Genomic DNA, 23,093 nt, shown 5'->3' on the forward strand with positions numbered 1-23,093 from the left:
AGCGACAACATTGTCGATTCGTGTGGATCCGAACAAAGCCGTCGCCCCGCCTTCAATTCATTTTCATTTTTTCTCTTCCACGCGAACACGGCGTCACGCAAAACCGGAATTGCATGACGCCGTATTCACGTCGGCTCGCATCGCAAAGGTGTAACAGCATGTGTCCGGGATTGCATACGACCGTTTTCCCGTGGAACGTATAGAGCGTCGAAGACATGTGCTCCCGCCAGGCCCATCGCACATCGCCATAAAAAAAGCCCCGCTGATTGTGCGGGGCTTTGCGATGTGCGGCGTGCCCGGAAGGACACCGCATCACCATTAGTGGCAGCGCTTTTCCCAGTGACCGTGAATCTTCACCTTGTGGCAAACCGGGTGGTGATGATGTTCTTCGGCTTGTGCGGGAGCGACCGCGCTCAGGGCAACGATGGCTGCAGCAATGGCGAGAGCAAATTTCTTCATTACAAAACCCTTAAGTCAGTGTTGTGGAGCTTCCGATTCAGCACATGGCGTGCCGCATCGGTCCGCAAGCATGCCACATTGCGCCGGTCGCGCGTAGGAACGCTGCGCGATTACGTGTGTCAGTGCAACACAGTGAGTATTCGACAACGTCGAATCGCCGCAAAGGCGCGCAGTATCGTGTAATTCCGACAGAGCGGCGCGCAGGCGCAAGCGTCATTCGCAGCGCCCGATCAGCTTGCCCACGCGTGTAAGCCGGGATTGCGCGAGGTGCGGTGAAGCGGCTAACCTTTCAAAACGATGACGCGCGTGACGATGTGGGTCGAGCGTATCGTCATGACATCGGGCAAAAGATGGAAGACCCAGCGATGGAAGATTCCGACGAATTGCTGCTCCCAGTATGGCGGGCCAACCTGGTGCTGCTGACCCGCGAGGTCGGCGCCGCGACGCGGCTCGCGCGCATGATGACTTTCTCCGCGAGCTACCTCAAATTGATGCTGGCCGGTCAACGCGAATTCAGCGAGGAGTTCGTGCGCGGCATCGAAGCGGTCACGGGCTTGCCAAACGGCTGGATGAACGCACCGCATGCCGATCACGAGATTCCGCCCAACGCGCGTGAAGCGATCGACAACGAACAGCCGCTCGCGCGTTTTCGCGGCACCGCGCATCCGGTGCGAAAAAAGACGGTGCTGCGGCCGCCGGAGCCGATTTTTGGTCAGCCGGGTCCGGCCAAACGTGTCGAAGAAGAGGCGCTCGATGCCGAAGCGCATCGACGTCAAGCGTATTTGCGCAAGGTCCGCGATCTGGCGATTCAGGACGTGCGGCGCTTCGAGCGGCATCTGAGTCACGCGCCGGTCGATCTGGCCACGATGCGCTCGAAGGTCGAAGAAGTGATCGCGTCGGCCGAACTCGACGATCTGCTTCAGGCCGATCTCGCGGGCCGTCTGGAGCAGATAGAAAAGCATCGGCATTTGCTGCTCAGACATGTGGAGAGTCTGCAGGCGTTGCTTGCGCAGCTTGGCGAAGCGGATTGAGCGTGGCGTTCGAGCGCGTAAGCGGCGTCACACCGCGTCAATCTTTGCGGCGCACGCGTTGGCGAGCCACCGCGCTGCGCCGTCGCGACGACCACTGGCAGATCGTCGACATGGCGTTCGATTGCGGCTTCAACGATCTGTCGACTTTCAATCATGCGTTCCGTGCGGAATGCTCCGCGAGTCCGCGTGTCTGGCGTACACGCGGCACGGCACGCGGTTCATGACGGGGCGCGGCGCGTTCGTCAGGCTGGCCGCGGGTTGGGCGCGTGCTGTGCGGGTGGCGTCATTGGTGCTCTTGACGTACTCGTGCGCCGTCATCGCCGACGATAACCACGGCATCGTCTCGCCTTCCTCTGCTGACGACCTTGCGCCCTCCACGATGGAGAGCGACGTCCATCTGTTCACGATCCAGAAAGACGGCTCGATCGAAGAGCACGACGACACGGTACTGCGGGCCAACACGACCAGCGGCGTCGACGATATCGCGCAACGCTACGTGTGGTTCAACAAGGACATCGAGCAGGTGCAACTGCTCAGCGCGGAAACCGTCGATCCGAACGGCGTCGTGCATCCGGTCGGGCCCGAGGCGATCCGCGACGTGCAGGAGCCGCGCTCGGCCGGCGCGCCGAGTTTCGAGGACGGCGTGCTGCGCACGGTGATCTTCCCCGGCGTGGAGCCGGGCTCGCGCGTGCATCTGGCGTTCCGGAAGACGCGCACCAAGCCGTTGCAGGCGGGCACCTTCGCGTACCTCGTCGAGCCGACTCGCGACCCTGTCGAGATGCAGCGCCTGATCTTCGATCTGCCCGCCGAGGTTCCGCTTTACGCCGACGCGCGCGGCTATGTCGCGAGGCCGCCGGTCACGGCCAACGGCCGCACCCGCTATGAGTTCGACTACAGCCACGGTCCCTACGCGCCGCTCGAAGCGGGCGCGGTCGGCTATGCGAACTGGGGCGACCGGCTGATGGTGTCGACGGTGCCGGATTTCGCGAGCTTCGCCGCGCGTTATCGCGGGCCGGCAATCGACCCGACGATGAACGATCCCGCCATCGTCCAGCTTGCGCAGACGTTGACCGCCAACGCCGCCGACCCGCGCACGAAAGCCCGGCTGCTGTACGACTGGATGCGTATGAATATTCGCTACGTGGCGTTGTTTCTCGGCGAGACGGCGGCGATCCCGCACAAGGCGGTGGACATCCTGCGTAACCGGTACGGCGACTGCAAGGACCACGTCGCGCTGTATAGCGCGTTGCTGGCGGCGGTCGGCATCCGCAGCGAGGCGGTGTTGCTGAATCTCGGGCCGTACTACAGCCTGCCTGACGTGCCCGGTTACGGGGCGAGCGCGATCAATCACGCGATCGTGTGGATTCCCGACCTGTCGTTATTCGCCGATACGACCGCGGGCGGCACCGGCTTCGGCTATCTGCCGGTGGCCGTGATGGACCGTCCGGTGCTGCTGGTGGACGACGGCGTGCTGTCACGCACGCCCGCCACCCAATCGCGTGAGCGCTCGGCGCGCGTGCAGATCGACGTCGACGAGAGCGGCGCGGCCCACTACGCGTATCGCGTCGAGGACGCCGGGTTTACCGCCGAAATCGAGCGCAATACGTTCCGGCGGTCGACCCGGCAGCGCATCCAGCAGATCGCGGCGAACCGTCTGTTGCTGACGGGATTTCATGGCACCGCGCAATTGCGTACCGACGACGTGAACGCGACTGACGGTCCCTTTGCGACAACGATGCAGGGAGACGTCGCGCACTTCGTGTGGAAGGACGGCACGACGGCGGTGCCCACCTTGACGAGCTTCTCTGGCGGAATGGGATCGCAGGTCCAGGGATGGCTTGCCGAGCCTGCCCGGACGCAGGCGTGGGCCTGCATCGGCGGAGAGTTTGATGAGACGCTGGAGATGACGCTGCCGCGCTTTGTCCGCGTGACGGATTTACCGTCCGGCATGGCGGTGGAGGACCGCTTTCTGACCTTTTCGTCGCGCTATGTTTTCGATCCGGCGACGCGGGTGTTGCAGGTCAACCGGCAATTGCACGCGGCGTTCGGCCATCAGATGTGTTCAGCCGGGGAATTCGCCGACATGAAGGACGACCTCGTGCGGATCGAGCGCGATCTCGACGCCGAACTGGTGGTGAAGGTGGCGAATCCGAAGTAGTGCGAGCGCGCTCACGTAGCGTGGCTTGAAAAAGACCCTGGCCCGCCCGCAGCCAGGGCCTCTTTTTCACAACCCACCCTGAGCTTAACTGCCGCCCTTCGTCACGATCGGCACCCATACGCCGTTCTTCACCTGATACAGCGTGGACGCGCCGCTCTTCAGTGCGCCGGTGTTGTCGAACGAAATCTTGCCGGTTACGCCGTCGTAATCGATCGCCTTCAACACCGGTCGATAGACCGCCGGCGACGTCGATTTGGCCTGCTCCATCGCCTTGATCGCGACCCACGCACCGTCGTAGCCGAATGGCGCGTACGACAGGATATCCACGCCGAAACGCTTCTTGAATTTCGCGGAAAAGTCCTTGCCGCCCGGCAATTGGGCGAGCGGGCGGCCGTATTCCCAGGCCATTGCGCCTTCCGCTGCGTCGCCGGCGAGCTTGATGAAGTCCGGATCCATCACGCCGCCGCCGCCCACCAGCTGCGCGTTGAGCCCCAACTGCTTCATCCGTCGTGCGAAGCCTGCGGCCTGGTTATCCAGTCCGCCGAAGAACACCAGGTCGGCATTGGTGCCCTTGATCTTGGTGATCTGCGTGCTGAAATCGACCGCGTGATTGTCGGTGTACTCATGCGCGACGATGTTGCCGCCGCGCGCTTTCACCGCTTTCTCGAATTCGTCCGCTTCGCCTTGGCCGAACGCGGTCCGGTCGTCGATGATCGCGATGCGTTTGGCTTTGCTCACGTCCACTGCGTACGTGCCGGCGTTGCCGGCGTTCTGCGCATCCGTGGAAATCACCATGAAGGTGTTCGCGAAGCCGCGTCCGGTAATGATCGGATTGGTCGCGGCCGGGTCGATCACCGGAATGCCGGCCTGTTCGTACACTTGCGACGCGGGAATTGTCGTACCCGAATTGAAGTGGCCCACCACCACCGCGACGCCCGAATCGACCAGTTTCTGCGCCGCCTGCACGCCGATGCGCGGGTCGGCCTGATCGTCCTCGGAGACGATCTGGAACACCGCGACCTTGTCGCCGATCTTGATCTTCTGCGCGTTGGCTTCGTCGATCGCGAGCTGGACGCCGTTCTCCAGATCCTTGCCGTAGCCCGCGTTGGCGCCCGTCAGCGGCGCGGCGAAACCGATCTTGACGGGCAGGTCGTCGGCGAAGCTGGCTGGCGGCGCAACGGCGAACAGGGCGCCCACTAACAGGGCAAGCGGTTTCAGCGTGTAGCGAAGACTCATGGTCTCTCCTTCCATCGACAGTTTCAGGGTGTGAAAGCGGCAAGGCGGTAACGCTGGGTCGATGCGCGAGTCGGGGCGAGGTCGGCGGTTCGTCGCGCACATCGAGAGCCTACGGATGATCGGTCGCCATAAACAATGGTGGAATACGCGCAGTCTTCTAGCGTCGCCGGGTGACGTTTATTGGCATCACGCGACGGTCAATCTGGCGCGAATATAGAAAGCCAATTTGCCGTCGTCTTGGCAATTCGAGGCGCTTTGAATGAGCATTTCGGCATAGGGTGCACGGCGTGGCTGCGGGCAGACTGGCGGCCGCATGCGGGGAGTGTGGATTGCGGCACATGCTTAAGAAGCGTGGCGGGGGCGGGGGCCTGCGGGGGATGAGCGGATGACGAGGTAAGGGGGGCGGTGGTGGGGGGCGGGGGGATTGCGCGAGTAGTGCCGGAGTAGTGCGGAAGTAAAGCGGACTTAGCGCGGGAGTAGAGCGAGGGTAACGAAAGTAACGAGGGTATGAGGGGTATGAGCGACGAGGGACGAGGGGGACGAGGGGGGACGAGGGACGAGGGGTACGAGGGACGAGGGGGACGAGGGGGGACGAGGGACGAGGGGTACGAGGGGTACGAGGGACGAGGGTGCGAGGGGACGAGGGGACGAGGGGACGAGAGATACGAAGCTAACGCCGCGCGCGAGCGCAGCGCCAATCACGGCGCACTCGCGGAACCCTGTCCGCGCGAGTGCGCCTGAAACACATCGCTGGTTTTACGGTCCAGCGTCGAAGCGTGAGTCCGCTGCTTTCAGTGTTCGCCTTGCTGACGCAACAACTCTTCACGCAGACGCAGCAACGGTGCTTTGGTTTCGTCGTCGGCCCACGTGTCGAGATCGTCGATCGCGCGCTGGCAGCCGTCGAGCACCAGGTCGAGATCGACGGGCACGCCGTTGTTCAGCGCGAATTCGATAGTCTCCGCGAACTGCTGGCACTCGTCCTCGCCGTACGAGATGTCGAGATTGTCGGCGATCACTTCGGCGATATTGCTGCGCGCCTTGTCGTCCGCCGTCACCATCTCGACGATGCCGCGTGCCACGGCCGGCGAGTAGTACAACGCGATGTCGAGCCATTGCGCGGGATCGAAGTCGGCCTGGTCGAACTGGTTCTCGAAATACTCGATCGCTTCCTGTTCGTGCGCTTCGTCGGCGTCGACGCTCATGCACAACTGCTCAAAAAATTCTTCCCGCTCACTGCGGATATAACCGTCCATCGATGCCTCGTCTGCTGAATTCTGCGGAATGCCTGATGCGTAAGAAATGCGATGTGGAGGGGGCAGGCGCCTCGTCCACGCGGCACGCATTATAGGACGGCTGGCTGACTATCAAGGCGCCGGCTGTCCGTTCAGTGACGTGGCGTATCCGCGGAACGCCATCGAAGCCACGCGCAAAGGCGTGATACCCGCGCGCGTAACGGGCGGGCGGGGGCGGGTGGCGAGCGCCGCAAAAGTCGCGGTCCGCGACGCGGCCTGGACAGAACGCGACTGCCCGGGTTTGATCGGAATTGAGCATCGAGCATCGAGCATCGACTGCGACCGCGACCGCGACCGCGACCGCGACCGCAACTGCAACTGCAACTGCAACTGCGACCGCAACTGCAACTGCGACCGCGACCGCGACTGCAACTGCAACTGCAACTGCAACTGCAACTGCAACTGCGACCGCGACTGCAACTGCAACCGCAACTGCAACCGCAACCGCAACCGCAACCGCAACCGCAACCGCAACCGCAACCGCAACCGCAACCGCAACCGCAACCGCGCACCGACCGCCACTGCCCAGGATTGATCGCAACCCGCGCGCTACGCTGTCTCCGCGACCCACGCGTCGAACCACTCGTGCGGCTGTGCAATCTCGCTCTGCGCGGCCACCAGTTCGAGCTCGTACCGTCCAGCCTGCCAGGTCGTCTTGACCACCGCGTTCACCGCCGCCACCGTATGCTCGAACGCCGCGCGAACCGAATCGCCGAGCAGCGTGCGCGCAACGAACACCGCACTGGTCAGATCGCCGACCCCCACGGGCTGCCGCGCGAACGGATACAGCGGGCGCTGCGCCATCCATGCTTCGCGCTCGGTGACGACCAGCATGTTGAAGCGGTCGGCGAGACTGTTGCGATCCAGCAGATGCTTGACCAGCATCAGCTTCGGTCCGCGCGCGATCACCTCGCGGCAGGCGGCTACCGCTTCTTCCAGCGTTTCGATTTCACGGCCCACGAGACGTTGCAATTCGGTGTGGTTCGGCGCCATCGCGTCGGCGACCTCGGGCATGGTGCGCACGAGAAATTCCTGGATGCCCGGTTCGACCTTGCAGCCGGTCGCGGCGCCCATCACCGGATCGCAGAAATACCACGCGCGCGGATTGGCGGCCTTCACCAGCTTGACGATTTCCACCACCGACTGTGCCTGTTCCGGCGTGCCCAGATAGCCCGACAGCACCGCGTCGCAACGCGGCAGCATGCCGATGGCGCCGATGCCTTCGACCAGATCTTCCATCTGCGATGAGTCGATTGCGCTGCCGCTCCAGTGGCCATATTGCGTGTGATTCGAAAACTGTACGGTATTGAGCGGCCACACGTTGACGCCGAGCCGGCGCATTGGGAATACCGCAGCGCTATTGCCGGCGTGTCCGAAGACAACATGGGACTGGATGCTCAGAACGCTTTTTGTCATGGTGTCGCTCGCGCCGGTGGGAGTGCGCGAATAAAGAGAACGGTAGGGTGCGCCGCGTTGACGAGCCACGATTGACTGGTCGTCCCACGCAACAGGACTGCTTCAGATGATGGTGCAGGAAAAATGCACGCTTTGCATCGTCAGGAAACAATACAGGAGTTTGACGCGCGCGAGTTGATCCGTCCCCGTGTTGTTGCGTCTAACCATCAGATGCAAGAGGGGCGGGCGGGTTAGCGAAACAGCGGCGGCGAGCATTCCAGTCGGCGGGAGACGGCGCCCCGGAGCGCCTCGCGCGCGCTTAGATCAACTCGCGATACAGCGCCAGATAGCGCTCGGCAGACGCGCCCCAGCCGAAATCCTGACGCATCGCGCGGCGTTGCGTCGCCTTCCACTCGGTGCGCCGGTCGTAGAGCGCGAAGGCCCGGCGGATGGCCGCCGCCAGCCCCTTGGGTTCGAATCGTTCGAACACGAAACCGGTGGCGAGGTCGTCAGCGAGATTTTCCAGCGAGGCATCCGCGACCGTATCCGCGAGACCGCCGACGCAATGCACCAGCGGCAGTGAGCCATACGCGAGCGCATACAACTGCGTGAGTCCACACGGCTCGAAGCGCGACGGCACGGCGATCACATCGCTGCCCGCGACGATCGTATGCGCGAGCGTTTCATCGAAGCCCAGTTCGACCGCCACCGACTCCGGATGCGACTGCGCGACGCGTTTCAAACCATTCTCCAACGCGGGATCGCCGGTGCCGAACACGACCAGTTGGCCGCCGTGCCTGATAATCTCGGGCACACCGCCTAGCAGCAGATCGAGGCCTTTCTGCTCAGTCAGGCGGCTGACGACGCCGAACAGCAGCGCGTCGCTTTTCTGCGCAAGGCCGAAGCGTTTTTGCAGTGCTTCCTTGCAGGCCGACTTGCCGGCAAGGCGCGTGGCGCTGTAGTGGGTGTCGAGCAGCGCGTCGTCGGTGGGGTTCCAGACGGCGTAGTCGACGCCGTTCAGGATGCCGCTCAGATCGTGCGACCGGTGCCGCAGCAAGCCATCGAGCCCGCCGCCCTGCGACAGCGTCTGGATCTCGCGCGCATAAGTCGGGCTGACGGTCGTGATGCGGTCGCTATAAAAAAGGCCCGCTTTGAGAAACGACAGTTGTCCGTAGAACTCGATGCCGGAGATGTTGAAAAAGTCATCCGGCAAGCCGAGTTGGCCGAACTGATGCGCCGGAAACACGCCCTGATACGCGAGGTTGTGCACGGTGAAGACGCTGCGCGCGACGGGCCGGCCATGCTGACGTTCGGCCGCTTTCAGATAGGCCGGCGCGAGCCCCGCGTGCCAGTCATGCGCGTGGACGATCTGCGCCGACCACGCCGGATCCAGTTGCTGCGCGAGTTGCGCCGCGACCCAGCCGAGCAGCGCGAAACGCTGGGCGTTGTCGCCGTACGGCACATGCTCGTCGTTCAGATACGGATTGCCAGGCCGGTTGTACAGCGACTCGGCGCGGATCACGTAGACGACCAGACCGTTCGACGGCAGCGTGCCCCGTTCGACCGTGACCCCCGGCGTGTCGAAGCGGCGCCCCAGTTGTGCGACCGGATGCAGATCGGTCAAACCGGCCAGCACGGCTGGAAAGCCGGGCAGCAGCGCCCGCACATCGGCGCCGCGCTCGATCAGCGCGGGCGGCAACGCGCCCGCGACGTCGGCGAGACCGCCCGTTTTGAGCAGCGGATACAGCTCGCTTGCGACGTGCAACGCGCGAATCGTCATAGGCCAGGTCTCACTCCGGTGGGTCGGTGGTGCTCGTTCAAATGCAGCGTGTTCGGTGCGGTTTGTCGTTGTCGACAGCCGGTTGCAGGTGCTCACAGCCCGTTGCGGCGACGCGGCGATCTGCGTTGCGTGCGCAGCGTGCGCCGTGCGAAGCGTCGCCGGTGGCTGCCTTCATGCACGCAACCGGTGCATTGTCGCCGCTCGACAGCGAGCGGCCATGCCCGGTCAGCGAATCACGCGCGTGTTACTTCGACTTCGGCCGCAACGCCTCGGGCGTCACCAGCACGACGCCGTCGTCGGTGCGATAGAAGCGTTCGGCATCCGCAACCGGATCTTCGCCGATCACCGTGCCGTCCGGTATCGCGCAGCCGCGGTCGATCACCACCTTCTGCAACCGGCAACTCGCGCCGACCGTCACCTGCGGCAACAAGACTGCCTCATTGATATTACAGAATGAACTCACTTTGACGTTCGACGACAACACCGAGCGCGAGATCTGCGACCCCGAGATCACACAGCCGCCGCAGACGATCAGATTGTTGCCCGAGCCCTGCAAGCCCTTCATATCGCGGACGAACTTGGCGGGCGGCAACTGCTCCTGATAAGTCCAGATCGGCCAGTTGCGGTCGTACAGATCGAGCGTAGGAATCGTGGACGCGAGGTCGAGATTGGCCGCCCAGTAGGCGTCGATCGTGCCGACATCACGCCAGTACGGCTCCACGCTAGGGTCCGACGACACGCACGACATACTGAACGGATGCGCGATCGCCGTGCCCTGGGTGACGACGCGCGGCAGGATGTCCTTGCCGAAGTCGTGGTCGGTATCGATCGACGAAATGTTTTCTTCGAGCAGCGAATACAGGTAATCGGCATTGAACACGTAGATGCCCATGCTGGCGAGCGCGATGTCCGGGCGGCCGGGCATCGCGGGCGGGTCGGCGGGCTTTTCGACGAAACCGGTCACGCGGCGGTTTTCATCCACCGCCATCACGCCGAACGCGACCGCGTCCATGCGCGGCACCTCGATGCAACCGACCGTGCAGTCCGCGCCGCTCTCCGCGTGATCGGCGATCATCCGCGTGTAGTCCATCTTGTAGATGTGGTCGCCCGCCAGCACCACCACGTATTTCGGCCGGATCGAACGGATGATGTCGAGATTCTGGAACACCGCGTCGGCGGTGCCGCGATACCAGTGGGCGCCTTCCACGCGCTGTTGCGCCGGCCACAGGTCGATGAATTCGCCAAATTCGCCGCGCAGGAAACTCCAGCCGCGCTGCATGTGGCGCAACAGCGAGTGCGCCTTGTACTGCGTGACCACCGCAATGCGCCGTATGCCGGAGTTCAGACAATTGGACAGCGCGAAGTCGATGATCCGGTATTTGCCGCCGAAGTGCACCGCGGGCTTCACGCGCTTGTTGGTGAGCGGCCCGAGCCGCGTGCCTCTGCCGCCTGCGAGGACGATGGCGAGGGTTGAGCGTTGCACATCGTTCAGCCGTGACGGGGTGTCCATGTCTGTCTCCACGATTAGTATGCCCCGGATGATCTGGTTGTCTGCTGCTGGTCTCTTGGGTCTTTTCTGATCGATTGAATCGCCGGACCGCCGGACCGCCGGACCGCCGGTTCTGCGCCGATGATTCGTGCTGCCAGGCGGCTCGTCTTCGCGAACCCGTCAGGTAGTTCTAGCACCGAATTGCCGCGAGCGCGAAGCCCGAATTTTGCGCATGCATGCCCATCAACCCAATTGCAGACGATCGGCTGTTGCAGCGCGGTCATCCGTGCGGCGCGACACATAGACGGCAAGTTGGAGCGTCGCAATATGCGTGCCACCGCAGAAACGCGGAGGAAAGCGCGGTTGTGGCCGAAACGGCAGGGCGATCAGACGCCAGGGAGGCCGCCTGGGTGGATCGAAGAGAACACCGCGGCCCATGTCTGCCCGATTGGCGGCACGGTCTGGCGTGTGCGTCGTAGAATCGAGCGCTCCAGGCGTGCGCCGGACGGCCCACGCATTCTCCGCCGGTTCTTCGCAGCTTTATTTTTGCAAAACATTCTCGATGAATTTTCGCCGCCATTGCCTGCTTGCCCTGTTGAGTGTCTGCGCATGGGCTGTCGTGCCCGCCGTATCCTCTGCGTCAGCCGCCACCCCGGCGAGTGCCGCCGCGGCTGCGGCGATGAGTCAGGCGAGTCCCGTGGCGGCCAGTGCCGCGTCGGTGGCGACGGCCGATAACAGCGGCCCGGCCTACGGCCCGGAGTTGCAGGGCTTCACCTATCCCGCGCCGGTCGAGCGTTTCGACTTCACGTCGCAAGGGGTCGCGCTGCAGATGGCGTATATGGATGTGAAGCCGGCGCATCCGAACGGCCGCACTGCGGTGTTGCTGCACGGCAAGAACTTCTGCGCGGCGACGTGGGACGCAACGATCCAGAAGCTGAGCGATGCGGGGTATCGGGTGATCGCCCCGGACCAGATTGGTTTCTGTAAGTCGAGCAAGCCCGAGCATTACCAGTACAGTTCTCAACAACTGGCACGCAATACCCATGCGTTGCTCGAATCATTGGGCGTGACCGACGCGACGATGATCGGTCATTCGACCGGCGGCATGCTGGCGATCCGCTACGCGCTGATGTATCCGCATGCCACGCAGCAACTGGTGCTGGTGAACCCGATCGGTCTGGAGGACTGGAAGGCGAAGGGCGTGCCGTCGCTGTCGGTGGACCAGTGGTACGAGCGCGAACTGAAGACGACCGCCGACGGCATCCGCCGCTACGAGCAAGCCACTTACTACGCGGGTCAGTGGCGCGCCGACTATGAACCGTGGGTGCAGATGCTTGCGGGGATGTACCGTGGGCCGGGCAAGGACGTCGTCGCGTGGAATTCCGCGCTGCTGTACGACATGATCTACACGCAACCGGTGGTGTATGAGCTGGGGCAGTTGAGCATGCCGACATTGCTGCTGATCGGCCAGAAGGACACCACGGCGATCGGCAAGGACGCGGCGCCGCCCGACGTGCGGGCGAAGCTTGGTCATTATCCGGAACTGGGCAAGGCAGCCGCGAAAGCGATCCCGCATGCGACGCTGGTCGAATTCGCCGGCTTGGGACACGCGCCGCAGATGCAGGACCCACAGGCGTTCCATAAGGCACTGCTGGATGGGATGGCGGCGGTGCCAGCGAATCGGTGAAGGCGACTGGACCCGAAACCGTAACCGGTTAGCCAAAACAGGAAGGGCTGCCCACGGGCAGCCCTTCCTGTTTGCAAGCCTGCGCCGCAATTACTTGCTCGAACCCAACTCCTCCCGCACCTGCGCGCCGATCTCAAACGACCGCAGCCGCGCCTCGTGGTCATAAATCTGCGCGGTGAGCATCAATTCGTCCGCGCCGGTTTGATCGATGATCGACTTCAGACCTTCGCGTACCGTGTCGCGATCGCCGATTGCAGTGCAGGCAAGCGAATGCGCGACGTTGTTCAACTCCATCTCCGAAGCCGCGAGCCGGTCCACCGGTGGCTGCAGCTGCCCCGGCGTGCCGCGCCGCAAGTTGATGAACTGTTGCTGCAGCGACGTGAACAGGTGCTGCGCTTCGTCGTTGGTATCGGCGGCGAACAGATTGACGCCGACCATCGCATACGGCTTATCGAGTGTTGCGGACGGCCGGAACTGCGCGCGATACACCTGCAACGCCGTCAGCATGTAATCGGGCGCGAAGTGCGATGCAAAGGCGAACGGCAGGCCAAGCGCCGCCGCAAGCTGGGCGCTGAACAGCGACGAACCCAGCAGCCACAGTGGCACATGCAGCCCTGCACCCGGCACTGCGCGAATCCGCTGACCCTCCACCGGATCGGCGAAATAGCGCTGCAATTCGACGACGTCGTCGGGGAACGAGTCCGCGCTGTTTTGCAGATCGCGGCGCAGCGCGCGCGCGGTGTTCTGATCGGTGCCCGGCGCGCGGCCTAGACCGAGGTCGATCCGGCCAGGATAGAGCGACGCGAGCGTGCCGAACTGTTCCGCGATCACAAGCGGAGCGTGGTTCGGCAGCATCACGCCGCCCGAACCGACGCGAATGGTTTTCGTGCCGCCGGCGACATAGCCGATCACCACCGAGGTCGCCGCGCTCGCGATTCCCGTCATGTTGTGATGCTCGGCTAGCCAGAAGCGGCGGTAGTTCCAGCTTTCCGCATGCTGCGCGAGGTCGAGCGAATTCCTGAAGGCATCGGTGGGCGTCGCCCCCGCGTTGACTGGCGCCAGGTCGAGGACTGAGAAGGGGATCATTGTCTGTTCACTTGCTGTTTCGGGCGTTTTCACGCGATGGCGCATTGTGGCAAAGGTTTCGCTTTTCTGCTGACGGTGCGCGGATGCCCACGTTTGCGGAAGGGGGTTTGTTTGCAACGGCGTGGTTTGACGCCACAGTTTTGTATGAGGACTGCGGCAATCAATCGTCGTCAACCCGTCGTCAACCGCTATGCAGTTGCGCGCCACGACGAGCAAACGGCGTGGCGCGAAAATTGCACGCGCTCAACCGTATCGAGTGGGACGGTTCACGTGGGTCGAGCCATTCGTCGAACGACGACATAAGAGCAGGAAACGTCTTCTGGCGATCGTACGAAGATCGGCAATCACGTGTACGGTTAAAGCATTGGTGCGGTGACACGCGCGATTGATCCTGGCGGCAGCAACCGCAAGTTTCCCAGGGGATTCGCACGATGTGTCGCCCACGCAGATGAATTGTTTCGAAGAACCTCGAAGGAGTCTGCTATCTCATGACTTTCGTTAAAGAGTTTCGTACCCGATCATTCGAAGATGTACGCGCGTCGTTGCTTGAACGCGAAGAAATCGCGCTGCTCGATGTGCGGGAAGAGGACCCGCACGCACAGGGTCATCCGCTGTTTGCCGCAAATCTGCCGTTGTCGCGGCTCGAAGTGGACGCACCGCTGCGTCTGCCGCGTCTCGCTGTGCCGATCGTGCTGTTCGATGCAGGCGAAGGTTACGCACAACGCGCGGCCAAGCGTCTGACCGAATTGGGCTATACCGATGTCGCGTTGCTCGAAGGCGGGCTGCAAGGCTGGCGGGCGGCCGGCGGCGAACTGTTCCGCGACGTCAACGTGCCGGGCAAGGCGTTCGGCGAACTGGTCGAGCAGGTGCGGCATACGCCGTTGCTGAGCGCGCAGGAGGTCCAGGATCTGATCGATGGTGAAGCCGATATCGTCGTGTTCGACGGGCGCCGCTTCGACGAATATCAGACCATGAATATTCCCGGCAGCGTCAGCGTCGCAGGGGCGGATCTGGTGCTGGGCGCGCAGCAACTCGCGCCGGACCCGGCCACGCGAATCATCGTCAATTGCGCGGGGCGCACCCGCAGCATCATCGGGGCGCAGTCGCTGATCAATGCGGGTGTGCCGAATCCGGTCGCAGCGTTGCGCAACGGCACGATTGGCTGGACGCTGGCCGGTCAGCCGCTCGCGCACGGCAGTTCGCGCCGGTTTGACCCGACAGCCGTCGGCGACACGCTGCGTCTGGCCGCGGCGGAGTCGGCGCGCTCGCTCGCCGATCGCGTGCGGGTGGGTCGCACGTCACGCGACGAGGCACGCCGCTGGGCCGGCGAAGCGGTGCGTACCGTGTATCGCTTCGACGTGCGTTCGCCGGCAGAATACGAAGCGGGGCATGTGCCCGGTTTTCGTAGCGCACCCGGCGGCCAGTTGGTGCAGGAAACCGAGATGTTTGCACCGGTTCGCGGCGCGCGCGTGATCCTCGCGGACAACGACGGCGTGCGCGCGAACATGAGCGCGTCCTGGCTCGCGCAAATGAACCTCGAGGTCTATGTCGTGGATGGCCTGATGCCCGCCGACTTCGCCGAGAAAGGTCCGGCGCCGGCGGCGCGGCTCGCACCCACTGCGCCCGCCGTCGACGAAATCGCCGCAGCCGATCTCGCCACGCTGCTGCAATCGCGCGGCACGGTGGTGCTGGATTTCACGTCCAGTGCGAATTATGTTAAGCGCCATATTCCCGGCGCGTGGTTTGTGATTCGCGCTCAACTCGACAGCGTATTGCGCGAGTTGCCCGATGCGCAACGCTACGTCGTGACGTGCGGCAGCAGTCTGCTGGCACGCTTTGCCGCGCCCGAAGTCGCAGCGTTGACCGGACGGCCCGTGCAGGTGCTGACGGGCGGCACAGCGGCGTGGGTCGACGCGGGCTTGCCGGTTGAAAGCGGTGAGACGCGGCTGGCCTCGCCGCGTATCGACCGGTACCGTCGTCCTTACGAAGGCACCGATAACACGCTCGAGGCAATGAGCGCCTATCTGGAGTGGGAGGAGGGTCTCGTCGCGCAACTGGAACGGGACGGCACCCACCGTTTTCGGGTGATCTGATTGATTTATCGGGCGCCGCCAACGCACTGCGGTATAGCGAAATCATCTGCCAATTCGGTGTAAACGCGCTCTCGTCTAAAGCCTGCAATCCGTTTAGATTAACGCCATTAGCACGGCTTATCGAGGGACCAGGGCGGCCATACAAGCAGCGGTTTGCCATTCCGTCGATGGCGCAAGGTGAGTCGCCAAGGTTGCTCACCGCTTCGCCGGAACCGGACCGCTGCGCGTCGTCCCAGTTGCTTCGAGTCAGGCGGCTTGCTGGATATTTTTTAGCCGCTTTCATTTCCGGTTGACCATATCGACCGATCCGGCGACGCGTTGTTCAGCGTCGCCTTTTTGCTTGTGGCGACGTTTTTAGACTCGCTCATCAGACGCGCGACGCGCGTGCCGCAACCTTCATCGCACAGCACTCGTCCTTCCGCAGCAAAAGCGGCGTTTTGAGCGACGCCTGCTACAGCTTTTCCCCACTCACCGATTTTCGGTCCGCCAGCCGCGGCACGGTGTTGCCATTGTGCGCAGCTCGCTCGCCGTTTTCGCGGCGCGCGGTTATTCTGTGGAAACCCCTGAAAAAAGCCCTTTCGGGAACGCACGCCGCAACCTACCAAACCGCGCGCAGGGTTCGGGTGCGCGCCTGAACAGGAAACTCGCTGTGGGCTTCAAACTGCTTACTGCCGCCATGCTGGCCGGATGCATCGCACTGACCGGCTGCAACGAACAACAGAGCGACCAGGCCGTGCAAAAACTCAAAGAATTCTTCAACGCCATCAAGCCCGATGCGCTCCTGCTCAAGGACCTGACACCGGGCGTGACGACCGAAGCGCAAATCCGCGACCAGATGGGCCGGCCGGAAACCGAGCGCACTTTTACCGACGGCTCGAAACGTTTCGAATATCCACGTGGTCCCCAAGGTTTGAATACGTACATGGTCGACATCGACCGGGACGGTAAATTGCAAGCTATCACCCAGGTGCTGACGGCCGCCAATTTCGGCAAGATCCACCTGGGCATGAGCGAGGACGAAGTGCGCCGCCTGTTAGGCAAGCCGGGTCAGGTGGCGGTGTATCCGCTCAAACCGGAGACGGTGTGGGGCTGGAAGTGGCGCGAAGGCGGCGTCACCGAGGAGGGCTACTTCAACGTGCATTTCGATCGAAACGAGAAGGTGTACACGACATCGCGCTCAGACGTGATTCGCGGGCGGTAACAGGCAATTACGCACGGAACGAAGCAGGGAACTACGCGGGGTAACAAAATGATACGTCGACGTCGATACAGCCGTATCGGGCTGGTGTTAGGGGGTGGCGCCGCGCGCGGCTGGGCGCACATCGGGGCAATTCGAGCTTTGCATGACGCGGGAATCAAGCCCGACGTGGTGTGCGGCACGTCGATCGGAGCGCTGGTCGGCGCCGTGTATGCAAACGGCGATCTCGACTGGCTCGAAGAATGGGTGTCGCGGCTCAGTTGGCAAACGGTGGTGCGGTTGCTCGACCTGCGCATTTCGGGGGGGCTGCTCGGCGGGCGCAAGGTGATCCAGCTATTTGCCGAAAAATTCGCGGGTTGCTCGATCGCGCAATTGAAAATGCCGTTCGCGGCGGTCGCCACCGAACTCGATACGGGCCGCGAAATCTGGCTTCAGGACGGCAGCACGATCGACTCGGTGCGCGCATCGATTGCGATTCCCGGCATTTTCACGCCGGTCTGGCACAACGGCGTGTGGCTGGTGGACGGCGGTTTGAGCAATCCGGTGCCGGTGTCGGTCGCACGCGGCATGCGCGCGGACTGCGTGATCGCCATCGATCTGAACAACGACATTCTGAATGGCCGCGATTTCGGCGGCGCGGTGGTCGAAACCCCCGCGCTCGATCCGGGCGCGCCGCCGCAGGTCGCGTTGCGCCGCAACGGCAAACCGTGGCCGCGCTGGCTCGCACCCGCCGACGCGCGCGTCACCGACGACGTGCGCGTCGCCCCGCCGCGCAGTGCACGCGTGCCGTCGATGCTGAGTTCGGTCGCGCAAAGCATCGACATCATGCAGGTACGGATCACGCGCAGCCGTCTGGCGGGAGAACCGGCGGATATCCTGATTCAACCGCGCCTCGGCGGCATGGGGATCTTCGACTTTCACCGCGCGGCACCGGCTATCGAGGAAGGGCGCGCGGCGGTCGAATACATGCTGCCGGCGATCCGCGCGCGGCTGGGAATGGATTAATGCGGGCTTGATCACGGCTCGAACGGGCTGCGAAGGCCCGCGCGGTCTATCGAAAAAGCGACCCGAAACTTGCTAAATCGCGGCGGCGCCTGCCGCCCGCGACGCGGCTTACAAAGACATATCTCCCGTAAAACCAAGCGCCAGGGGCGTCGCAGTGCGCTCTGGAGCGCAATGCTGCGATGCAGCAAGGCGGCCATCCCATATTTGAGCATTTGATTTTCGCTTGCGAGACTCCGCGCCATGCCGGATGAGTCGAGGGGCCAGCGCTGCGTGCAGCACGCCAGATCACGTCGACTTCGTCCGTGACATCCTCAATAAACCTGGATGGAGACAAGCGTGTTCCTATACGGCTTTGGCCCGGTGTTGCTGGCCGGCACGATCCAGACGATCGAGTTATCCGTTCTGTCGCTAGCGACGGCCGTGCTGCTCGGACTCGCGGGCGCGGCGGCGAAACTGTCGTTCAACCGCCCGCTACGAGCGATAGCGACCGGCTACACGACGCTGATCCGCTCGGTGCCCGATCTCGTGCTGATGCTGCTGCTGTTCTACAGCATCCAGATCGCGGTCAACAATCTGACCGACGCGCTGAATCTGCCGCAGTTCGATATCGACCCGTTCGTGGCCGGTGTGCTGACGCTCGGCTTCATTTACGGCGCGTATTTCACCGAGACGTTTCGTGGCGCGTTTCTGTCCGTGCCGCGTGGCCAGCTCGAAGCGGGCAGCGCGTATGGGATGAGCGGCGCACGCGTGTTCACCCGCATCCTGTTTCCGCAGATGATGCGCTTCGCGCTGCCGGGCATCGGCAACAACTGGCAGGTGCTGGTCAAGGCTACCGCGCTGGTGTCGATCATCGGTCTCGCCGACATCGTCAAAGCCGCGCAGGACGCGGGCAAAAGCACCTTCAACATGTTCTTCTTCATCCTGGTCGCCGCGCTGATCTATCTGGCGATCACGTCGGTATCGAATCTCGTGCTGATCTGGCTGGGCCGGCGCTATTCGATTGGCGTACGCCACGCGGAGCTTTGACAGACCATGATCGATATCCTCAATCAATTCTGGCGCGCGTTCCTGTACTGGGACGGTCAGCGCATGTCGGGTCTTGCGGTGACGCTGTGGTTGCTGGTCGCGTCGATTGCGATCGGCTTCGTGTGCGCGATTCCGCTGGCTGTGGCACGCGTGTCGAAGAACCGCTGGCTGTCTACGCCGGTGCGAATCTACACCTACGTGTTTCGCGGCACGCCGCTCTACGTGCAGTTGCTGCTGATTTATACCGGCATCTACAGCCTGAATTTCGTGCGCTCGCACAACCTGCTGGACGCGTTTTTCCGCAGCGGGTTTCACTGCGCGATTCTCGCGTTCGCGTTGAACACGTGCGCCTATACGACCGAGATTTTCGCGGGCGCGATCCGTTCGACCTCGCATGGCGAAGTGGAAGCGGCTCGCGCATACGGGATGAGCTGGTTCACGATGTATCGGCGCATTGTGATACCGTCCGCGCTGCGCCGGGCGTTGCCGTTGTACAGTAACGAAGTGATCCTGATGCTGCACGCCACGACGGTCGCCTTCACGGCCACGGTACCCGACATCCTGAAGGTCGCTCGCGACGCGAATTCGGCGACCTATCAATCGTTCAATGCGTTCGGGCTCGCGGCGCTGATCTACCTGGTGGTGTCGTTTGCGCTGGTAGCGCTGTTCCGCCGCGCCGAGCGTCACTGGCTGGCTTACCTGGCGGTGCGCACGCATTGACGTGTATGACGTCGACGTGGGTCGACGTCGGTCGACATCGGTTGGCATCGGGGCGTGACGTATTGGTTGTCGATAGGCACGCCGTCAAGGATTGATCCGCATTTTCAAAGGGAGAGCATCTTGCTCCACACGACTCAAACCGAAGCTTGCAAGCTCGCCGTACAGGACATCCACAAGCGCTATGGCGACAACGAGGTGCTCAAGGGCGTGTCGCTGAACGCGAACAAGGGTGACGTGATCAGCATCATCGGCGCGAGCGGGTCGGGTAAGAGCACCTTCTTGCGCTGCATCAATTTTCTGGAGCGGCCGAACGCCGGTCAGATCATCGTCGACGGCGAAGCAGTCAAGACGAAGCCCGATCGCGCGGGCAATCTCGAAGTCGCGGATCACAAGCAGTTGCAACGCATCCGCACGAAGCTCGCAATGGTGTTCCAGCACTTTAATTTGTGGGCGCACATGAATGTGATCGAGAACATCGTCGAAGCGCCGATTCACGTGCTTGGCTTGCCGCGTCGTGAAGCGGAAGAGCTTGCGCGTGAGTATCTGGAGAAGGTGGGTCTCGCGCCACGTCTGGAAAAGCAGTATCCGTCGCATCTGTCGGGCGGTCAGCAGCAGCGCGTGGCGATTGCGCGTGCTCTGGCAATGAATCCCGACGTGATGCTGTTCGACGAGCCGACTTCCGCGCTCGATCCCGAACTGGTCGGCGAAGTGCTGAAGGTGATGCAGAAGCTCGCCGAAGAAGGCCGCACGATGATCGTCGTCACGCACGAAATGGGTTTTGCGCGCAACGTGTCGAACCATGTGATGTTCCTGCATCAGGGGCGCACCGAAGAAGAAGGGCTGCCCGCCGAGGTGCTCACCACGCCGCGCAGCGAACGGCTCAAGCAGTTTCTATCCGGCAGCCTGAAGTAACGCGCGGTTTCCTGCAGCCGTTGTATTTCGCCCGTTCACGATGCCTCCTCGCACGTCCAGTCCCACCCGCACCACGCAGGTCGCCATCGTCGCGTTGCCGCCCGTCTCGATGTCGGGCGTCGGGCCGATTGTCGATGCGCTCAATCTTGCCAATGAAATCGACGGCCGCGCGCTGTATCGCGTGCAGGTGTGTTCGTGGGACGGCCGCGCGGTGCCGCTGTCGGGCGGCGCGCAATGGCCCGCCGATGCCGCCTTCGGCGACGCAATGGCGTGCGACTGGCTGATCATCGTCAGCGAACGCTTTCAGCAGTTTGCCGACTACCGGTTGTTTCTCGCGAGTTTGTCGCGGGTCGGGCAGCGCACGCCGCTGGTCACCGGCATTCACCACGGCGTGTGGTGGCTTGCCATGGCGGGGCAGTTGTCCGGTTATCGCGTGAGTGTGAACTGGGAAACCTATCAGCAGTTTTCCGAGCAGTTCGAGCGCTCCATCGTCACCCAGCAGATTTTCGAAATCGACCGCGATCGGGCGACGTGCGCGGGCGGTCAGGCGACCGTCGACTTCATGCTCGCGATGATCGGCCGCGAACACGGCCCCGAACTGGCAGACCGGATCGCCGATACGCTTGGCGTCGGCGTATTGCGGGCGGGCGAGGAGCGTCAGCGGATTCCATTCGTGACCGCGCCCGGTGAGCGGCATCCGCGTTTGAACGACGCGTTGCTGCTGATGGAAGCGAATATCGAAGACCCGCTCACCACCGATGAAATCGCCGGTCTGGTCGGCGTGTCGCGTCGGCAACTCGAACGCCTGTTTCGCCAGTATCTCGGCTCGATGCCGTCCAAATACTACCTGGGCTTGCGGCTGTCCAAGGCGCGCACGCAATTGCAGCGCACTAGCAAATCGGTCGTGCAGATCAGTCTCGCTTGCGGTTTTTCGTCGGCGGCGCACTTTTCGAATGCGTATCGCGAACGTTTTGGTGTCACACCGCGAGAGGATCGTCGTAACTGGATCGACAAGCAGACCGGCGCAAGCGGCGCGGCGGCAAGCGAGCCACGGCCGGGTGCGCTGATCGAGCGGCCGGATCAGGTGGATTGACGCGGTGCATGCAGTGAACCTGCATGCCGTGAAATGCCGCGCAAACACCGCAGCCGTTCGCGCGCGTGGAACCTCATAGAAAGCGTCGCGTATGCGCAAGACGTATCGCGTGCGGTTTCCTACACTACTCGTATTACCTCTCACCTGTAACGAGGATTTGCCATGAACGACCTGACTGTGACACGCCAGACCTTCGACGAAGTCATGGTGCCGGTGTTTTCGCCCGCCGCCTTCGTACCGGATCGCGGTCTCGGCTCACGCGTCTGGGATACGCAGGGCCGCGACTATATCGACTTCGCCGGCGGCATCGCCGTCACCGCGCTCGGCCATTCGCATCCCGAGTTGCTGAAGGTGCTGCACGAGCAGGGCGGCAAGCTGTGGCACATCGGCAATGGTTATACCAACGAGCCAGTGCTGCGCCTCGCCAAACGTCTCGAAGACCTCACGTTCGCCGACCGCGCGTTCTTCGCGAACTCGGGTGCCGAAGCGAACGAAGCCGCGCTGAAGCTCGCGCGCCGCGTCGCATTCGACCGTTTCGGCGAAGATAAAGACGAAATCATCTCGTTCACGCAGTCGTTCCATGGCCGTACGTTCTTCACGGTGAGCGTCGGCGGCCAGCCGAAGTATTCGGAAGGTTTCGGTCCGGTGCCGGCCGGCATCAGGCACTTGGCGTACAACGACATCGAAGCGGCAAAGCAGGCGATCGGCGCGAAAACCTGCGCGGTGATCGTCGAGCCGATTCAGGGCGAAGGCGGCGTGATTCCCGCCGACGCGGCCTTTCTGAAGACCTTGCGCGAAGCCTGCGACCAGCACGGCGCACTGCTGATTTTTGACGAGGTACAAACGGGGGTGGGCCGTAGCGGCTACTTCTACGCATACGAGGACACCGGCGTCACGCCAGACATCCTGACCACGGCCAAGGCGCTCGGCAACGGTTTCCCGATCGGCGCAATGCTGACCACGAACGAACTGGCCGCGCATTTCAAGGTCGGCGTGCATGGCACGACGTACGGCGGCAATCCGCTCGGCACCGCCATCGCCGAAAAAGTCGTCGAACTGGTCAGCGACCCGAAGGTGCTCGAAGGCGTGCGCGCTCGCGGTGAAGCATTGAAGGGCCATCTCGCGAAGCTGCATGAACGCTTCGGGTTGTTCAAGGAAGTGCGCGGCAAGGGTCTCCTGATCGGCGCTGAATTAACCGACGCGTTCAAGGGTCGCGCGAAAGATTTCGTCACCGCTGCGGGTCAGCATGGCGTGATCATGCTGATGGCCGGTCCCGATGTGCTGCGTTTCGTGCCGTCGCTGATCATGCCGCTCGACGATATGAACGAAGGCTTCGAGCGGTTGACGAAGGCGTTCGGCGAAATCGTCGAAGCGAATACACAAGCAGCGCAAGCGGCGGCGCGTTGATTCACAGCATGGAGTTGAAGCAGCGA

Annotated in this window: 20 protein-coding genes; 13 read left to right on the forward strand and 7 right to left on the reverse strand. The window is 63.0% G+C overall.

Features of this window, described 5'->3' with window-relative positions:
* Nucleotides 1-318: 318 nt before the first annotated feature.
* Nucleotides 319-459: a hypothetical protein gene (locus LMG28727_RS00550; RefSeq protein WP_201640376.1), complete on the reverse strand. Its 141-nt coding sequence runs from the start codon at nucleotides 457-459 to the stop codon at nucleotides 319-321.
* Nucleotides 460-824: 365 nt separating this feature from the next.
* On the opposite strand from LMG28727_RS00550, the gene LMG28727_RS00555 reads away from it, so the two are divergent.
* The 3 genes from LMG28727_RS00555 to LMG28727_RS00565 are packed head-to-tail and all read left to right on the forward strand — an operon-like array spanning nucleotide 825 to nucleotide 3,648.
* Nucleotides 825-1,490 carry a hypothetical protein gene (locus LMG28727_RS00555; RefSeq protein ID WP_201640377.1) on the forward strand — a complete coding sequence of 222 codons (666 nt, stop codon included), beginning with the start codon at nucleotides 825-827 and terminating at the stop codon, nucleotides 1,488-1,490.
* Between the two features lie 2 nt (nucleotides 1,491-1,492).
* A complete protein-coding gene (locus LMG28727_RS00560; protein WP_201640378.1) occupies nucleotides 1,493-1,714 on the forward strand; it encodes a helix-turn-helix domain-containing protein in 222 nt (73 codons plus the stop codon).
* Complete coding sequence (locus LMG28727_RS00565; RefSeq protein ID WP_201640379.1) at nucleotides 1,711-3,648, forward strand: DUF3857 domain-containing transglutaminase family protein; 1,938 nt, start codon at nucleotides 1,711-1,713, stop codon at nucleotides 3,646-3,648. The genes LMG28727_RS00560 and LMG28727_RS00565 overlap by 4 nt, the downstream gene beginning before the upstream one ends.
* 84 nt (nucleotides 3,649-3,732) lie before the next feature.
* On the opposite strand, the gene LMG28727_RS00570 is transcribed toward LMG28727_RS00565, so the two are convergent.
* Both LMG28727_RS00570 and LMG28727_RS00575 read right to left on the reverse strand, forming a co-directional pair.
* Complete coding sequence (locus LMG28727_RS00570; RefSeq protein ID WP_201640380.1) at nucleotides 3,733-4,884, reverse strand: branched-chain amino acid ABC transporter substrate-binding protein; 1,152 nt, start codon at nucleotides 4,882-4,884, stop codon at nucleotides 3,733-3,735.
* Nucleotides 4,885-5,675: 791 nt separating this feature from the next.
* Nucleotides 5,676-6,137, reverse strand: coding sequence for a hypothetical protein (locus LMG28727_RS00575; protein WP_201640381.1), 462 nt, complete (start codon nucleotides 6,135-6,137; stop codon nucleotides 5,676-5,678).
* Between the two features lie 217 nt (nucleotides 6,138-6,354).
* Between LMG28727_RS00575 and LMG28727_RS00580 the strand changes: the two genes are divergently transcribed.
* Nucleotides 6,355-6,711 (forward strand): hypothetical protein, encoded by a 357-nt coding sequence (locus tag LMG28727_RS00580; protein ID WP_201640382.1) that lies wholly within the window; start codon nucleotides 6,355-6,357, stop codon nucleotides 6,709-6,711.
* A 14-nt stretch (nucleotides 6,712-6,725) separates the two neighbouring features.
* Here LMG28727_RS00580 and pdxY read toward each other — a convergent pair whose 3' ends face one another.
* The 3 genes from pdxY to glgC all read right to left on the reverse strand — a co-directional run bounded on the left by pdxY (nucleotide 6,726) and on the right by glgC (nucleotide 10,861).
* Nucleotides 6,726-7,592, reverse strand: a complete 867-nt coding sequence (pdxY, locus tag LMG28727_RS00585; RefSeq protein WP_201640383.1) for a pyridoxal kinase PdxY — start codon at nucleotides 7,590-7,592, stop codon at nucleotides 6,726-6,728.
* 298 nt (nucleotides 7,593-7,890) lie between these two features.
* Complete coding sequence (gene glgA / locus LMG28727_RS00590; protein WP_201640384.1) at nucleotides 7,891-9,351, reverse strand: glycogen synthase GlgA; 1,461 nt, start codon at nucleotides 9,349-9,351, stop codon at nucleotides 7,891-7,893.
* A gap of 244 nt (nucleotides 9,352-9,595) precedes the next feature.
* Nucleotides 9,596-10,861 carry a glucose-1-phosphate adenylyltransferase gene (gene glgC / locus LMG28727_RS00595; protein ID WP_201640385.1) on the reverse strand — a complete coding sequence of 422 codons (1,266 nt, stop codon included), beginning with the start codon at nucleotides 10,859-10,861 and terminating at the stop codon, nucleotides 9,596-9,598.
* A gap of 541 nt (nucleotides 10,862-11,402) precedes the next feature.
* Here glgC and LMG28727_RS00600 point away from each other — a divergent pair.
* Nucleotides 11,403-12,527 (forward strand): alpha/beta fold hydrolase, encoded by a 1,125-nt coding sequence (locus LMG28727_RS00600; protein ID WP_201640386.1) that lies wholly within the window; start codon nucleotides 11,403-11,405, stop codon nucleotides 12,525-12,527.
* Between the two features lie 90 nt (nucleotides 12,528-12,617).
* On the opposite strand, the gene LMG28727_RS00605 is transcribed toward LMG28727_RS00600, so the two are convergent.
* Complete coding sequence (locus LMG28727_RS00605) at nucleotides 12,618-13,613, reverse strand: LLM class flavin-dependent oxidoreductase (RefSeq protein WP_201640387.1); 996 nt, start codon at nucleotides 13,611-13,613, stop codon at nucleotides 12,618-12,620.
* A gap of 488 nt (nucleotides 13,614-14,101) precedes the next feature.
* Here LMG28727_RS00605 and LMG28727_RS00610 point away from each other — a divergent pair, with 488 nt between their 5' ends.
* The 8 genes from LMG28727_RS00610 to LMG28727_RS00645 all read left to right on the forward strand — a co-directional run bounded on the left by LMG28727_RS00610 (nucleotide 14,102) and on the right by LMG28727_RS00645 (nucleotide 23,067).
* The gene (locus LMG28727_RS00610) at nucleotides 14,102-15,706 is read left to right on the forward strand and encodes a rhodanese-related sulfurtransferase (protein WP_201640388.1); all 1,605 of its coding nucleotides are present in this window, start codon (nucleotides 14,102-14,104) and stop codon (nucleotides 15,704-15,706) included.
* Nucleotides 15,707-16,382: 676 nt separating this feature from the next.
* Nucleotides 16,383-16,907 (forward strand): hypothetical protein, encoded by a 525-nt coding sequence (locus LMG28727_RS00615; RefSeq protein WP_201640799.1) that lies wholly within the window; start codon nucleotides 16,383-16,385, stop codon nucleotides 16,905-16,907.
* Nucleotides 16,908-16,955: 48 nt separating this feature from the next.
* Nucleotides 16,956-17,909 (forward strand): patatin-like phospholipase family protein, encoded by a 954-nt coding sequence (locus LMG28727_RS00620; RefSeq protein WP_201640389.1) that lies wholly within the window; start codon nucleotides 16,956-16,958, stop codon nucleotides 17,907-17,909.
* A gap of 336 nt (nucleotides 17,910-18,245) precedes the next feature.
* Nucleotides 18,246-18,935: an ABC transporter permease gene (locus LMG28727_RS00625; protein WP_201640390.1), complete on the forward strand. Its 690-nt coding sequence runs from the start codon at nucleotides 18,246-18,248 to the stop codon at nucleotides 18,933-18,935.
* Nucleotides 18,936-18,941: 6 nt separating this feature from the next.
* Nucleotides 18,942-19,655: an ABC transporter permease gene (locus LMG28727_RS00630; RefSeq protein WP_201640391.1), complete on the forward strand. Its 714-nt coding sequence runs from the start codon at nucleotides 18,942-18,944 to the stop codon at nucleotides 19,653-19,655.
* Between the two features lie 120 nt (nucleotides 19,656-19,775).
* A complete protein-coding gene (locus LMG28727_RS00635) occupies nucleotides 19,776-20,567 on the forward strand; it encodes an ABC transporter ATP-binding protein (RefSeq protein ID WP_201640392.1) in 792 nt (263 codons plus the stop codon).
* 40 nt (nucleotides 20,568-20,607) lie between these two features.
* Complete coding sequence (locus tag LMG28727_RS00640) at nucleotides 20,608-21,660, forward strand: GlxA family transcriptional regulator (RefSeq protein ID WP_201640393.1); 1,053 nt, start codon at nucleotides 20,608-20,610, stop codon at nucleotides 21,658-21,660.
* A 162-nt stretch (nucleotides 21,661-21,822) separates the two neighbouring features.
* Nucleotides 21,823-23,067: an aspartate aminotransferase family protein gene (locus LMG28727_RS00645; protein WP_201640394.1), complete on the forward strand. Its 1,245-nt coding sequence runs from the start codon at nucleotides 21,823-21,825 to the stop codon at nucleotides 23,065-23,067.
* The last annotated feature ends 26 nt before the right edge of the window (nucleotides 23,068-23,093 follow it).

Source organism: Paraburkholderia metrosideri (assembly GCF_904848625.1).
GTDB lineage: Bacteria > Pseudomonadota > Gammaproteobacteria > Burkholderiales > Burkholderiaceae > Paraburkholderia > Paraburkholderia metrosideri.

Bases quoted from the DNA above. Each gene is read 5' to 3' on its own strand.
- LMG28727_RS00575 (WP_201640381.1), bottom strand. From the start codon at position 6,137: ATGGACGGTTATATCCGCAGTGAGCGGGAAGAATTTTTTGAGCAGTTG.
- pdxY (WP_201640383.1), bottom strand. From the start codon at position 7,592: ATGACAAAAAGCGTTCTGAGCATCCAGTCCCATGTTGTCTTCGGACAC.
- LMG28727_RS00620 (WP_201640389.1), top strand. From the start codon at position 16,956: ATGATACGTCGACGTCGATACAGCCGTATCGGGCTGGTGTTAGGGGGT.
- glgC (WP_201640385.1), bottom strand. From the start codon at position 10,861: ATGGACACCCCGTCACGGCTGAACGATGTGCAACGCTCAACCCTCGCC.
- LMG28727_RS00630 (WP_201640391.1), top strand. From the start codon at position 18,942: ATGATCGATATCCTCAATCAATTCTGGCGCGCGTTCCTGTACTGGGAC.
- LMG28727_RS00605 (WP_201640387.1), bottom strand. From the start codon at position 13,613: ATGATCCCCTTCTCAGTCCTCGACCTGGCGCCAGTCAACGCGGGGGCG.
- LMG28727_RS00555 (WP_201640377.1), top strand. From the start codon at position 825: ATGGAAGATTCCGACGAATTGCTGCTCCCAGTATGGCGGGCCAACCTG.
- LMG28727_RS00640 (WP_201640393.1), top strand. From the start codon at position 20,608: ATGCCTCCTCGCACGTCCAGTCCCACCCGCACCACGCAGGTCGCCATC.
- LMG28727_RS00565 (WP_201640379.1), top strand. From the start codon at position 1,711: ATGACGGGGCGCGGCGCGTTCGTCAGGCTGGCCGCGGGTTGGGCGCGT.
- glgA (WP_201640384.1), bottom strand. From the start codon at position 9,351: ATGACGATTCGCGCGTTGCACGTCGCAAGCGAGCTGTATCCGCTGCTC.
- LMG28727_RS00615 (WP_201640799.1), top strand. From the start codon at position 16,383: ATGCTGGCCGGATGCATCGCACTGACCGGCTGCAACGAACAACAGAGC.
- LMG28727_RS00600 (WP_201640386.1), top strand. From the start codon at position 11,403: ATGAATTTTCGCCGCCATTGCCTGCTTGCCCTGTTGAGTGTCTGCGCA.
- LMG28727_RS00645 (WP_201640394.1), top strand. From the start codon at position 21,823: ATGAACGACCTGACTGTGACACGCCAGACCTTCGACGAAGTCATGGTG.
- LMG28727_RS00570 (WP_201640380.1), bottom strand. From the start codon at position 4,884: ATGAGTCTTCGCTACACGCTGAAACCGCTTGCCCTGTTAGTGGGCGCC.
- LMG28727_RS00550 (WP_201640376.1), bottom strand. From the start codon at position 459: ATGAAGAAATTTGCTCTCGCCATTGCTGCAGCCATCGTTGCCCTGAGC.
- LMG28727_RS00610 (WP_201640388.1), top strand. From the start codon at position 14,102: ATGACTTTCGTTAAAGAGTTTCGTACCCGATCATTCGAAGATGTACGC.